The sequence below is a fragment of the Roseivirga seohaensis subsp. aquiponti genome (genome assembly GCF_001267955.1).
Classification (GTDB): Bacteria; Bacteroidota; Bacteroidia; order Cytophagales; family Cyclobacteriaceae; genus Roseivirga; species Roseivirga seohaensis.
In genome coordinates, this window is record NZ_JSVA01000010.1 from 41,950 (window position 1) to 55,986 (window position 14,037).

Sequence of the window (14,037 nt, forward strand, 5' to 3'; positions counted from 1 at the left end):
TTATCTTGTTAATTCCCATGTATTTACGCTGATTTCATGACCAAAAAAATAGTTCTAGTATTGTTGCTTGCGTTGATATTTAATGCCAGCTACGGTCAGAAAAACACTACAATACAAGAGAAACTCAACTTCTATAATAAGGAGTACCCTCAGGAAAAAGTTTACATCCACACCGACAGAAAGTATTATGCACCGGGCGAACCCATTTGGTTTCAGTCGTATGTAACGGCAGGTTACCTTCATGAACCTTCTCCGTTTAGCGCTAATGTTTATATAGAGCTCTATTCAGCAAGTGATAGTTTGGTGGCCGAAAAACTAATTTTTTCCGATGATGGCTTCGGTCAGGGGGTAATTGATATTCCCCAGAAATTGGCAGAAGGTAACTATATATTACGGGCCTACACCAACTGGATGCGCAATTTTGATCAAGGCTTCTTTTTTGAAAAACCCATAGTGATAGTCACTGGTAGCGAGTTAGAGAAGAATGCTTCGGCTGTAGGTAGCGAAATTGATCTTCAATTTTTCCCTGAAGGAGGACATTTAGTAAGTGGAATTCCTACAAAAGTGGGCTTCAAAGCCATCAATAGATCAGGCAAAGGTGCCTATGTTGAAGGAGAAGTATATAATAGTGCAGGAGTGAAAGTTACCAGCTTTAGTGCCCAGCACGATGGAATGGGTTTGTTTACGCTGCTTCCGTTGGCTGGCGAGTCTTATAGCGTTAGATTAACAGGAAAGGATGAGGTTTACAGTCTTCCTGAATTAAAAAAAGAAGGCTATGGAATGGAGGCTATACTTCGTCCAAACCAATTAAGGTTGATTTTTAGGACTAATATAAGCAATCCTTCAAAAGATAAATTCAAAGCACTTATCCATACGCGTGGCTTGGTGTCGCATATTATAGAGGTTGATTTATCTAAGGGCGAGGCCTTGGGAGTGATTTCCACAGACGAAATACCAGCGGGCATTTCCCATATTACCCTTTTTAATGAGAATGATAGGCCTTTGCTTGAACGCTTAGTTTTTATTGATCGCCCGATCGAAACAAGCTTGTCTTTAGATAAGAATAACTATAAGCCCAGAGAGAAGCTTACCACCAAAATTAAACTGACCGACTTGAACGGAGACCCTTTCACAGGGATGATGTCGATGAGTGTTCTGGACATGGATAAAGTAATTGATGGAAGCCCAGAGCAGACCATTTATTCTGAATTATTGTTGACTTCCGACCTGAAGGGCTATGTTGACAACCCAATGTACTACTTCAATGGTGAAAATACCGAAGCTAAAAAACACCTTGATTTGGTAATGATGACTCATGGTTGGAGTCGGCTTGTATGGAATGACTTAATGAGTGATAATTATCCAAGCTTTGATTTTCCAGTAGAGCTAGGAGTTTCTTTGGAAGGTACACTCTACAAAGAATCGAGCAATAAAATAGAATCGTCTGGTAAGGTGACTCTGGTAAATAATCGTTCTTTTCCTCCACTTATTTTAGAAGCCGAAACCGATAAAAACGGGCGTTTTTCTTTTCAAAACTTAATGGTTTACAAGTCGGACAACCTTCTGCTGAAAGGTAAAAGTTCTAAAGGTAAAGACAACGTTCGCTTTGAAGTTGATACTTTGAAGGAAAGCGTGAGTCTTCCGTTACCTGAGTTTAAGTCAATTTTGAGTGAAGAACTGAAATTTGAGAAAGAAGACTTCTTGCAGTTCAAAAAGGAGAGAGATATGATTGAAAGGGCTTTCAATCCAGACTCTTTATTTACCGATTTAGGAACGGTAATGGTAGAAGGCGACAAATTACAAGTAGAACGAGAAGACAAACAGCAGAAAGAAAAAACGGCTTATGGCAGAGGAACTGCCGCTTTTGATTTTACAGAATGGTCTGCCACAGGCGCCTACACCAATATTTTTTCTGCTTTGGTTGGCAAGTTTCCAGGGGTTACGGTACGGATGGGGCCAACAGGAGAACCCACTGTGGTGATTCGTGCGGGAGGCTTTACTTACCCAGCACTTTTTTTATTAGACGATGTTCCAACAGATGCAGCTTTAATTTCGGGTTTATCTCCTGTGAATTTTTCGAGAGTAGTTTTATTTAAAGGACTGGCAGCTACCGCAATTTTTGGAGATGCAGGAAAGGGAGGTGTGATGGCTTTCTATACAAAATCTGCCGATGGCATATCGCTAAGCCCAGAAGAATTGAAAAATAGTAGCACGGTAACAGTAGAATTGCCTTATACCTATGATCAGCCTAGAGAATTCTACGCACCTAAGTATGACGTTCAAAAACCAGAAGATGCCAAGCCCGATAAACGTGTTGTATTACACTGGCAAACCATGATTGAGTTAGACGAAAATGGAGAAGCTACTATCGAATTTTATAATTCAGATGACGCAAAGCAGATTATGTTTGATGTGCAAGGGTTGACCAATTCTGGTATTCCGTTTTTCATCAACAAAATTTATACTATAGAAGGAAAGAACTAATCCTTACTAGCGTTAAACAGTTTCTGCTTTTCTTCCTTGGTTAGGGCATCGTAGCCTCTTTCAGAAATCTTATCCAGAATAGCGTCAATCTCACTTTGTGAGGTTTCAGGCTTTTTCTTTTCCGATGTTCTAGTGCTATTAGTTGATTTAGCACTACTACTCGATTTTGCGCTTCTGTAGCTTACCTTAATTTTTGGCTGCGGCTTAAAAAGGCTTTTCACCCAAGTGATAAACTGAACCACAATCCTGCTCCAGTCATTGCCGCTTTTTAGTTGAGTGATGAACAAGAAACCAGCTAAAGCACCTCCTAAGTGGGCTATTTCACCTCCAGCATTTGATCCTGTGGACTGAAGTAAAGAAGTGATTACGTAAAACGCGGCAATATACTTCAACCTTACAGGCCCAAGAAAAATCAAAGGAACTGTGAAGTTGGGCATAAAAGTAGCGGCTCCAACAACAATCGCAATTACACCACCAGAAGCTCCTAAGAGGTACGTTCCGTTAATAGCTGGCGCATAGTAAGGGAGTAAGTTATAGACTAAGAGGTAAAGTATTCCTCCAAAAATTCCACCCCAAATATATAGGCCTAGAACTTTATTCTGACCAATGTACTCTGCTATAATTCTTCCAAACCAATACAGGAACAGCATATTGAATAGAATATGGAAGACACCTTCATGGTAAAAGAAATAAGTGATTAAAGTCCAAGGCTGATAGATCAATTGACTTGGGTTGGCAGGAAGCATCAAGTACTGACTAATGCTTTGAAAAAGGCTTCCGTAACCAGCAACTGTAAAGAAAACACCAGTTACTCCAAGTACTACAAAAACCACCACATTGATAACAATCAACTGGTTTAAGATATTTCCAGTTTTAAACGCGAGTTTAAAATCGTCTAGAATACTATTCATGTGTTTTTAGTAAAATTCCCTTCTGCTTTTCTTCCAAAAAGTAACCAAGAAAAAGGCAATGATTGCACCCCCGATATGCGCCAAATGGGCCACGTTATCTCCTTGTGCTCTTTGAAATTCAGCGAACAGCTCATAAAGAATGTACACCGTAACTAAATATTTTGCCTTGACTGGGAAAGGTAGAAAGAGTAAGAAAAGTTCGGTATTGGGGAATAAAAGGGCAAAAGCCGCTAAAATTCCAAAAATTGCGCCCGAAGCTCCAACCATTGGGTAATCACCAAAGAAAGCGTATAGACCACGTGCATATTGAATAGACTCTTGTCTTAACTGTGGGCTGTCTTCGTTTCTGGAATATTGCTCAATGAAAGGATAAATATACTCTGGCTTGTACACATTGTGCTTTGCAATCAGGCGATTAAAATCTTCAGAATTAGGATTGTCTAAATAGCTTTCAACATCATTTTTAATGGCACTCACCTCTAAGTAGTTTGCTCCTGTGTAGAAAAGTCCAGCTCCCACGCCTGTAACCATATACAGGATAATGAATTTCTTAGGCCCTAAAAACTGTTCTAAAAGCGGTCCGAAAATAAAGAGGGCAAACATGTTTCCGAAAATGTGCATTGGACTCAACGTGTCGTGCAGAAACATATAAGTAATAAACTGCACCGGATTGAAATTATCAGAGGCAATGAAATACAAGCCAAAGCGGCTACCCAAATCCATTTTCAGTAAAAACTGAACCAACCAAATTCCGATATTGATATATAGGAGGTTTTTTACAAGGGGAGTAAGTCGTCCAAACATAGGTGTTAGTTAAAAAACTGGTCTATTTTTTCCAATTCCATTACGAAAGATGTTTTTCTTCCATTAGGTGAATAATTCGGGTTTTTGCATGCAAAAAGTTGGTCGATCAATGATGCCATTTCTTCTGGTGACAAAGTTGTTCCCGTTTTTAAAGAAGAACGTTTTGCGATTGATCTAGCAATGTTTTCATCGGCACTGATAGACAGCTCCGATTGATTTTGCTTGAACTGTTCAACAAAGCCCTCAAACAATTGTTTTTCGTTTGCCGCTTTTAAGTCTGCTGGTACTCCATTAATCACCACCGTATTTTTTCCAAATTCTGAAAACTCAAAACCAATGGCACTGATTTCGTCTTTCATACCCATAACGAGGGCAAAGTCTGCAGGGTTGAGTTCTAAACTTTGCGGAAACAACGACTGCTGAGAGGCTCCTGATCGGTTCTGGATCATCTGAAAAAAGCGTTCATATAAAATACGTTCATGTGCCTCTTGTTGTGCCACTAAAAGCAAACCAGATTTTACATGGGTTGCAATATACTTTTTATGAATCTGAAAATACTTTGCCGATGGTAGAACCGCTTCATGATTCGGTTTATAAGCCTCAGCTGTGTTGGCTGCGCTGCCCATGGTTACTGTGCTTTGTGCTTCTGGGTGAATGTCCAGCTGAGCGTTTTGTCTTTCTTCCTTTTCTATGTCCTTCTGTAGGCCGTCATACAATTTCTCCCAATGCGAAGTAGATTCGCGTTTTTTGTCCAAGTCTCGGAACTGCCCATAATTTCTATCTGATTGGCTTGAGCTGGTTCCTGTGCTTGTACTTTGTGGTTGTGGCCGGAAAGAAGCAAAGTTGACATCGGCACCAAAGTCTAGGGCTGGAGTAATATTGTGCGTTCCTAAAGCTTGTCTTACGGCAGCCTTTACTATGGCATAAACCGTGCGTTCATCATCAAACTTTATTTCAGTTTTGGTGGGGTGAACGTTGATATCGATGTGCTTTGGATCGAGCTCTAAAAAGAGGGTGTAGAAAGGAAAGTTTCCATCAGGAATAAGTCCAGTAAAAGCAGTGGTTACGGCATGGTTCAGGTAATTGCTTTTAATGAAACGGTTGTTCACAAAAAAGAACTGCTCCCCACGGGTTTTCTTAGCAAACTCAGGTTTTCCTACATAACCGTAAACTTTCAGCATGTCGGTTTCTTCTAAACAAGAAGCCATTTGCGCTTGGTATTTTTTACCAAAAATGCCCACAATTCTATTGCTCAACTTACCCGAGGTAAGGTGATACATTTCCAAATCGTTGTGGTACATGGTCATTTCCACTTGAGGATTCGATAGCGCCACACGCTGAAATTCGTCAACGATATGGCGCATTTCAACTGAATTTGATTTTAAGAAATTCCGCCTTGCAGGAACATTGTAAAAAAGATTTTTTACACAAAACGAAGTGCCAACTGGGGTAGAAGTGGGTTCTTGTTTTTTTACTTCGGAAGCCTCAATTTGAAGCAAAACCCCAAGTTCTTCGCTTTCTTTTCTAGTTTTGGCTTCTACTTGGCTTACCGCAGCAATTGAGGCCATTGCTTCACCTCGAAAGCCCATAGTTTTTATACTGAAAAGATCTTCTGTAGAACGGATTTTTGATGTGGCGTGTCGTTCAAAACACATACGAACGTCTGTTTCAGACATTCCTGTTCCGTTGTCAATTACTTGAATTAAAGCTTTTCCTGCCTCTTTTATAATTAATTTAATGTTTGTAGCTCCTGCGTCAATGGCGTTTTCCAGTAGTTCTTTTACTACCGAAGCAGGACGCTGGACCACCTCGCCAGCGGCAATCTGATTGGCGATATTATCAGGAAGTAATCGTATTAAATCGGGCATGCAAGGTTGAAGAAATTACTTTCGCATTTTCTTCCAAATTAAATAAGGAACATAAAGAAGGGCAAGGTAGAAAATATCTTTTCCGATGTAAACGAAACCACCTACAAACAGCACCAAAATCACAAAAATGATTAGACGCAACATGATGGTTTGATCAACCCCATTTTTGGCGTGTTTCATGTTTTTTCTGAAAGAACCTTCAATTTGCGAACGATAACCTGCATCAAGTTTTGCATCGTCACTCAAACCCAACTCAGCTTTAATTCTGCTGGTGCGGTTCTCGATGTCTTCTTTTATAGGATCGTAGTACCGAGGCTTGATGTCGTATCGTTGATAATTGGGCTTCTTTACAAGACTTGGTAGCTTCATAATATAGTTTCTTATAATTTGACGTTCTTTATATCGCAAAGAATTTCGCTATAAACTACGCCATGAGCAAATTTATAGTTTATTTGCTATAACTAAAAATTACGGCATAATGCTTAAAAAAGTTACTTACACCTTTCTTCTACTTTCTTGTTTCACTATCGTAGCTAGCGCGCAAAAAATCTATTCTAAAATAGACAGAGCAAGCCAAAAAGTATGGGTTGATAGTGTTTTCAACAGTATGACTCCTGAGGAAAGGCTGGGCCAACTTTTTATGGTGGCGGCTTATTCAAATAGAAATGAAGCGCACTATGCAGAAATTGACTCCCTCATTTCTAAGTATAATATTGGCGGTTTAATCTTCTTTCAAGGAGGCGCAGGCAGACAAGCCCATCTTACCAATCGTTATCAGGCAAAAGCTAAAGTACCATTGGCCATTGCCATGGATGCAGAATGGGGAATAGGTATGCGATTGGACAGCATAATGGACTTTCCTAAGCAAATGACTTTAGGCGCCATACAAGATAACCGACTGATTTACGAAATGGGCAAGGAAGTGGCCAATCAGTTCAAGCAATTGAACATGCACATCAATTTTGCGCCAGTTGTCGATGTAAATGTGAATCCTAAAAACCCTGTGATAGGCTATAGATCTTTTGGTGAAAATAAATTTAATGTGGCTGAAAAGGGCGTTGCTTATATGAAGGGCATGCAAGACTTTGGCATAATGGCTAATGCTAAGCATTTTCCTGGTCATGGCGATACCGATGTAGATTCTCACGCAGATTTGCCTGTGATTAACCACAGCAAAGAACGCATGAATGACATTGAACTTTATCCTTTTAAGGCCTTGATGAAAGATAGCTTGATGAGTGTAATGGTAGCGCATTTGCAAATTCCTGCTTATGATAACCGAGAGAAAACCCCAACTACGCTTTCACAAAAAGTAGTAACCGACCTGCTAAAAAATGAACTTGGTTTTGATGGTTTGGCTTTTACCGATGCCATGAACATGCAAGGCGTAGCAAAATATTACGAGCCTGGCGAAGCCGATGTGCGTGCTTTGATGGCTGGGAATGATATTATTCTTTATCCTGTAGATGTAGCAAAAGGCATTGACCAAGTAAAGAAGGCCATTAAAAAAGGCGATTTGACTCAAGCTTCACTTGATTACCGAGTAAGAAGAATTTTGGAAGCTAAATACTGGCTAGGACTTTCTAAGTATGAACCAATTTCAACAGATAACCTTACAGAGCGCATTAACACCAGCTATGCAGAAATGCTCAATCGTATTCTTTACCAAAAGGCGATGACTGTGGTGGACAATACAGATGAGCTTTTACCAATCATTAGATTGGACAGTACCAAGTTTGCCTCACTGGACTTTGGTTCTGCAGATAATCTGGAGTTTCAGAGTACGCTAAGCAAGTATGCCAAGTTCGATCATTTTAGGGCAGGAACTACTTATCGGTCTTTGTTAGACTCGCTGGCTTCTTATAATACTGTAGTTGTGGGCTATGGTGGAATTACCAATTCAACCAAAGATCAGCACGGAGTAAAGTCGGAAGAGGTGCAGTTTATTCGCGACTTACAGGCCAAAACCAATGTCATTGTTGTGGCATTTGGTAATGCCTATGGGCTTCAGTTTTTTGATGGGGTGAAGAATATTATTTGCACTTATGAAGACAATGAAATTACAAGAAATATTGCTCCACAAATCATTTTTGGAGCCCTTCGTGCCGAAGGTAAATTACCAGTAACTACAGGTAATTTTAAAAGTGGAACAGGAATTAAGACAATGACCGCCTCTCGTTTAGGTTTTGGATTGCCAGAGGAAGTAGGAATGGATTCTGAAACATTGAAAGGCATAGATGATTTAATGAAAAAAGCGATTGACGGTAAAGCAACTCCTGGTGGTCAAGTGATGGTGGCCAGAAAGGGCAAAGTGATCTTCAGCAAGAATTATGGTTATCAAACTTATGACAGTCTCATCGCTGTAAATGGCGAAACGATGTACGATTTGGCCTCAATTACTAAAGTGATGGCCAGTGTGCAGGTGCTGATGTACCTTAACGAAAACGGCCTCATCGACATGAATAAAACCTTGGGTGATTACTTGCCCGAAGTGAAGGGAACAAACAAAGAAAACTTGGTCATTCGAGATGTGCTTTTGCACCAAGCTGGCCTTCAGCCTTTTATTCCTTTTTGGAAAAGGACAGTAGAGAATGGAGTTTTGAATGATGCTTATTATAGCGAAACCCCAGGCCCGAGTTACAATTCTACCATTGCCGATCATGTATACGGAAGCCCAGCTTTAGCAGATTCAGTTTGGAAATGGGTAATTGATGCGGATTTGAGAAAAATGCCTAAGGGCGAAGAAAAGTACGATTACCTCTATTCGGATATGGGTTATTATTTTTTCTACAAGTTGGCCGAAAATATTCTAGACAAACCTTTTGATGCTTTTCTAAATGATAAGCTTTATGCTCCGCTAGGTTTACAAACCATGGGATACCTACCTACGGAAAAAGGGTTTTTAGCAGAAATTGCTCCAACCGAAGACGATAACCTTTTCAGAAAAACTTTATTGAGAGGAACTGTGCACGACCAAGGTGCTGCCATGTTTGGTGGAGTAGCAGGGCATGCGGGTTTGTTTTCCAATGCGCTCGATTTAGCTATTCTTATGCAAATGCATTTACAGCTGGGCCAGTATGGCAATCAAAAATATTATAAACTGAATACGATTCCTGCTTTTACTTCTCAACAAACGGAAGACAATCGAAGGGGGATGGGCTGGGACAAACCAATTGTGGGTAAAGATGAAGGGCCAACTTCTCGCTATGCCTCAGCATCAACTTTTGGGCATTCAGGGTTTACGGGTACTGCGGTTTGGGCCGATCCAGAGCAAGAGCTGGTTTATGTATTCCTTGCAAACCGCGTTTATCCGAATGCGGATAATACAAAACTGATTCAATGGAACATTCGTACCAAAATTCAAGATTTAATCTACGAGTCGATCTGGAACTTTAATAATGACTAACCAGTTGAAAGAAAGTTGGCTTTAAAGCGCTAGAATTAATGAATATTGGAATCGTGTGTTACCCAACCTTTGGTGGTTCGGGAGTTGTAGCTACAGAACTAGGAATAGGGCTGGCTAAAAAGGGGTATAAAATTCATTTTATCACCTATTCTCAACCCACTAGATTGGACTTCTTTAATGAGAATCTTTTTTATCACGAAGTAAATATTCGTTCCTATCCGCTTTTCAAATTTCCTCCTTATGAACTCGCATTGGCCAGTAAAATGGTAGATGTGGTGAAATACGAAAAGCTTGATTTGCTGCATGTGCATTATGCAATCCCACATGCTTCGGCTGCGGTGTTGGCCAAGCAAATTTTGAAAGATCAAGGCATTGAAATCCCAGTAATTACCACTTTGCACGGTACAGATATTACTTTGGTGGGGAAAGATCCATCGTATGAGCCTGTGGTAACTTATAGCATCAACCAGTCGGATGGTGTTACTTCGGTTTCTGAAGATTTGAAGAAGGATACCTACAAGCATTTTAACATCAGACGTGAAATTGAGGTGATTCCCAATTTTATCGATCTGGAAAAATTCAAGAAACAGCGCAAAGAACACTTCAAAACCGCCATTTGCCCGAATGGGGAAAAGCTCATCGTTCACACATCAAACTTCAGAAAAGTTAAACGTATTGACGATGTAGTGAAAGTGTTCCATAAAATTCAAGAACAAATACCAGCTCGTTTGCTTTTGGTAGGCGATGGCCCAGAAAGAAGTCATATAGAAACGCTTTGCCGTGACTTAGGCATTTATGACGAAGTAAGATTTTTAGGAAAATTAGAAGCGGTGCAAGAAGTGCTTTCGGTTGCCGATTTATTCTTAATGCCTTCTGAAAAGGAAAGCTTTGGTTTATCTGCTTTAGAGGCCATGGCCTGTGAAGTGCCATTAGTGACTTCGGATGCGGGTGGTATTCCCGAGTTAAACCTTCATGGTATAACAGGTTTTGTTTCTCCCATTGGAGACGTAAAGGACATGACTAAAAATGCCCTACATATTCTGAAAGATGAGAACTTGCCAACTTTTAAAATCAATGCACTTAAAAGGGCTCAAGATTTTGACATTGCGAATATTCTTCCTCTTTATGAAGCATATTACGACAGAGTAGTTGCTGAAATGAAAGCTCAGGCTGCGCTTTAATTTAACTCAAATGAAGGTAAGTATTGTTGGTTGCGGTTGGTTAGGCTTGGCTTTGGGTAGAAGATTAGCTGAGGAAGGTTTTGCTGTGATGGGCAGCACTACTTCAAAAGAGAAATTCGATTTGCTTTCTGATGCAGGCATCAATCCGTTTTTACTCAAAATGGATCCGATGCCAACAGGCGAAAACTTCAATGCTCTTTTTCAAACCGATGTATTGGTCATCAATATTCCCCCCGGGAGAAAAAAAAATACACCTGAGTTTTATGGTGAACAAATCAAGTACTTGAAATATTTAGCAGATCAGCACAAAGTATCTAGAGTTATTTTTGTGAGCTCTACTTCTTACTATCCGAATACAGGCGATTGGGTAACCGAAACTACCAATTTCGACTTAGAAAATGGATCGACAAAAGCGGTGGTATTGGGTGAAAGGGAAATTCGCCAAGTGGAGGCTAAACTCACTGTTCTTCGTTGTGGAGGTTTAATGGGCGAAGACAGAGTTCCGGGAAAGTGGTTTGCAGGCAAGGTCACTTCAGGAGCTTCCACCCCAGTTAATTACATTCACCGCGATGACGTTATCAACATTATTCAGCAATTAATAAAGGGTGATTTGCCAGAAGAGGGTACGCTCAATTTAGTTTGTCCCGAACACCCAACACGTAAAGAAGTACACGAAGCCATGGCGCATAAGTATAACTTCGACCAGCCCATTTGGGAGGCGCCTGAACGTATTGATTCTAAAAAAGTGTCGGGGAAAAAGCTTACTGACCTAGGGTATAGCTTCTTAAAACCGACTCCTCTGGATTTCTAGAGAACGTCTATTTTAATTTTCAATAACCTCTAAAAAAAGTTCACCACGCTTCAGCTTGTTGATGGCTTTAATGGATTTCAATCGATTATTAATTTGGGTGAACATTTCATCTTCTGCTTGAGCTATCTGCCAGCCTTGTTTATAAGTGACAGGTAGTGATTGTTGTTTTTGATTTTTCATGTCTGAGTTAATTGACCATTCCTAAATAAAAAAATTGCTCAGTTAGTTCCCGAGACGACAATCGAGAACAATATTTTTTTAATTACACCCTAGACGATTAAAAGCCCATGTATGTTTAGGTGATGACAAGCTAAACGCATGGGCTTTAATTTTTGTTATTTACTACACTGTTTTTTAACATATGTTGGCTATTTCCATACGCCTAGAATAACTCCGATAATAGTAAAGGCGATGGTGTGGTAAAGTGAGTCAATCATAATCAGTCCAACTCCCTTTCTAGCGAAATTGTAATTAAGTGCGGTAGAAGGAATAATAAAAAATAAGCCTGTCATTAGTCCCATCATGCCACCCATTGTAGCATCCATATCGGGGTTTTCTCCAAAACCATAAAAGAACATGGCCATTCCAAAGCTCACTACAAAAGAGAGAATGAGTGCGCTACCGAATAGCTTTCCCATGTTTGCCTTCTTGAGTTCTTCATCAGAGAGCCCAACGCCACGCTGCCAAGCTTTACCGAAAAGAGGGCCATACCATATAGCGCCCAGTGCAAAATAGGCCACTGTCGATACGACAACCGCCAACCAATTGATGTTTGAAATGTCCATAGTTTTATGTTTGGTTAAAAAATCATTTCTTGATTTGAATGCCAGAATACAAATCATCGGGCAAACCATCGCTATCCCAATCTAAAAAACCCGTAAACTCTCCTTTACCATCCATCCAGACGAATTTATATGCGGTGGTAATGTCATTTTCGGTAAGGTAAAGACTGTCGCCTTTTACTTCCCATGTGCCCGAAGTTTCCATGGATACTTCCCCAGATAAATCGGTGTACACAGAAGTGTAATTTCCATCTTCCGTATAAGTGGTCAGTATGGGTTTAATGCCAAGAATTTCTTCCCAACTACCAATAGGAACTTTGAAGGCTGACTCTTCTGGCTTACCGTGATCTATCGTAACGATCATAGACTCGTTGTACCATTCACCTAAAATCAATTCATTAATATCGGTATTTGAATTGGAGCAAGAAGAAATTGCGCAAAGTGCAAAGCCAAAAAGTAATAGTTTAGTGAGTTTCATTCAGAGTTTTTTTATAAAAGATAAGCAAAGGAAGGCAAAATTAGCCGTTCGCTAAAGCAACTTTTATTTGAACTACTTACTAAATGTAAGCAATTACCTAATAATTAAGACGTTCGATTGAAAGTTTTATTAGGTCAGAACAGTTGTAGATTGCTAAAAGAAACTAACCTTAAATTAAACCAATTCATTATCAATCGCGTTGTCAAGGCATTCATGAAAGGATATCGATTTTCAAAATACATTCCGCAAAAAACGGCTGGGCAATCGGCCTTTGACAACCTACTGAATATTTTCTTACAGCTGATCAGTATTACAGGAGGCGATGCTGGCGAAGCCCTCAGTTGGCTGACGAATTTAGATAAGCAATACAACATCACCAATGGTAATTATGGCATTGGTGATTTTATTGAAGACTTGAAAGATAAAGGCTATCTGACCGAGCAAAACGGAGATGGTAAATTTCAGGTGACCGATAAAACGGGGCAGGAAATCAGAAAATCTTCTTTGGAAGAAATTTTTGGAAAGCTGAAAAAGTCAGGGAAAGGACAGCATAAAACTTCCTTTTCGGGTATAGGAGATGAAACGGGCACCGACAGACGTCCCTTCGAATTTGGTGATGCACTTCAGCAAATTGCCATGACGGATTCTATTCGCAACGCACAAATCAATAACGGTTTCGGAGAGTTTAAGCTGACCGAAAATGATTTGGAGGTCATTGAAACGGAGTATAAAACTCAGACTTCAACCGTGTTGATGATTGATATTTCCCATTCCATGATTTTATATGGGGAAGACAGAATTACGCCAGCTAAAAAAGTGGCCATGGCCTTGGCCGAACTTATCAAAACCAAATACCCAAAAGACACACTCGATGTAATTGTGTTTGGGAACGATGCTTGGCAGATAGAAATCAAAGATTTGCCTTATCTGCAAGTTGGGCCGTACCATACCAACACCATTGCTGGGTTGGAACTGGCCATGGATATTTTAAGAAGAAGGAAGAACGCCAACAAACAAATTTTCATGATTACAGACGGGAAACCCACCTGTATGAAAGTTGGAATTAAATACTACAAAAATGCCTTTGGCCTCGATCCGAAGATTTTTAATAAAACACTGAACTTGGCGAGCCAGTGTAAAAGATTACAGATTCCTATTACCACTTTTATGATTGCGTCAGATCCATATCTGAAGGAGTTTGTGAAGGAATTCACCGCAGCCAATAACGGCAATGCCTATTATAGCAGCCTCAAGGGCTTGGGGCACGTTATTTTTGAAGATTTTAAACGCAATCGCAGAAAACGATTTTAAC

12 protein-coding genes are annotated in these 14,037 nt (G+C 40.1%); 5 read left to right on the top strand and 7 right to left on the bottom strand.

The genetic code is table 11. From position 1 onward, the window contains the following. Positions 1–36: 36 nt before the first annotated feature. Positions 37–2,484 carry a TonB-dependent receptor gene (locus tag OB69_RS09715; protein ID WP_053223533.1) on the top strand — a complete coding sequence of 816 codons (2,448 nt, stop codon included), beginning with the start codon at positions 37–39 and terminating at the stop codon, positions 2,482–2,484. Here OB69_RS09715 and OB69_RS09720 read toward each other — a convergent pair. From OB69_RS09720 to OB69_RS09735, 4 genes are read right to left on the bottom strand one after another with little or no spacing between them, the layout of a single operon-like run. Further along, a complete protein-coding gene (locus OB69_RS09720) occupies positions 2,481–3,395 on the bottom strand; it encodes a rhomboid family protein (protein WP_053223534.1) in 915 nt (304 codons plus the stop codon). The two genes, OB69_RS09715 and OB69_RS09720, sit on opposite strands and share 4 nt — an antisense overlap. A gap of 6 nt (positions 3,396–3,401) precedes the next feature. After that, on the bottom strand, positions 3,402–4,199 hold the full coding sequence (locus OB69_RS09725; RefSeq protein ID WP_053223535.1) for a rhomboid family intramembrane serine protease: 798 nt from the start codon (positions 4,197–4,199) through the stop codon (positions 3,402–3,404). A 5-nt stretch (positions 4,200–4,204) separates the two neighbouring features. Further along, positions 4,205–6,067, bottom strand: coding sequence for a DNA mismatch repair endonuclease MutL (gene mutL / locus OB69_RS09730; RefSeq protein WP_053223536.1), 1,863 nt, complete (start codon positions 6,065–6,067; stop codon positions 4,205–4,207). A 15-nt stretch (positions 6,068–6,082) separates the two neighbouring features. Continuing rightward, entirely contained in the window at positions 6,083–6,436 is a 354-nt protein-coding gene (locus OB69_RS09735) for a hypothetical protein (protein WP_053223537.1), read from the bottom strand. 109 nt (positions 6,437–6,545) lie between these two features. Here OB69_RS09735 and OB69_RS09740 point away from each other — a divergent pair, with 109 nt between their 5' ends. The 3 genes from OB69_RS09740 to OB69_RS09750 are packed head-to-tail and all read left to right on the top strand — an operon-like array spanning position 6,546 to position 11,465. Then, a complete protein-coding gene (locus OB69_RS09740) occupies positions 6,546–9,473 on the top strand; it encodes a glycoside hydrolase family 3 N-terminal domain-containing protein (protein WP_053223538.1) in 2,928 nt (975 codons plus the stop codon). A gap of 38 nt (positions 9,474–9,511) precedes the next feature. Continuing rightward, positions 9,512–10,654 (top strand): N-acetyl-alpha-D-glucosaminyl L-malate synthase BshA, encoded by a 1,143-nt coding sequence (gene bshA, locus OB69_RS09745; protein WP_053223539.1) that lies wholly within the window; start codon positions 9,512–9,514, stop codon positions 10,652–10,654. A gap of 10 nt (positions 10,655–10,664) precedes the next feature. Next, positions 10,665–11,465: an NAD(P)H-binding protein gene (locus OB69_RS09750; protein WP_053223540.1), complete on the top strand. Its 801-nt coding sequence runs from the start codon at positions 10,665–10,667 to the stop codon at positions 11,463–11,465. Positions 11,466–11,477: 12 nt separating this feature from the next. Here OB69_RS09750 and OB69_RS18595 read toward each other — a convergent pair whose 3' ends face one another. The 3 genes from OB69_RS18595 to OB69_RS09760 form a co-directional block, all read right to left on the bottom strand. Then, positions 11,478–11,645 carry a hypothetical protein gene (locus OB69_RS18595; protein WP_157608539.1) on the bottom strand — a complete coding sequence of 56 codons (168 nt, stop codon included), beginning with the start codon at positions 11,643–11,645 and terminating at the stop codon, positions 11,478–11,480. Positions 11,646–11,833: 188 nt separating this feature from the next. Then, positions 11,834–12,250, bottom strand: coding sequence for a DUF1761 domain-containing protein (locus OB69_RS09755; protein ID WP_062588046.1), 417 nt, complete (start codon positions 12,248–12,250; stop codon positions 11,834–11,836). 22 nt (positions 12,251–12,272) lie between these two features. Further along, positions 12,273–12,725 carry a hypothetical protein gene (locus OB69_RS09760; protein ID WP_053223542.1) on the bottom strand — a complete coding sequence of 151 codons (453 nt, stop codon included), beginning with the start codon at positions 12,723–12,725 and terminating at the stop codon, positions 12,273–12,275. 213 nt (positions 12,726–12,938) lie between these two features. On the opposite strand from OB69_RS09760, the gene OB69_RS09765 reads away from it, so the two are divergent. Continuing rightward, a complete protein-coding gene (locus OB69_RS09765; RefSeq protein ID WP_053223844.1) occupies positions 12,939–14,036 on the top strand; it encodes a vWA domain-containing protein in 1,098 nt (365 codons plus the stop codon). The last annotated feature ends 1 nt before the right edge of the window (position 14,037 follow it).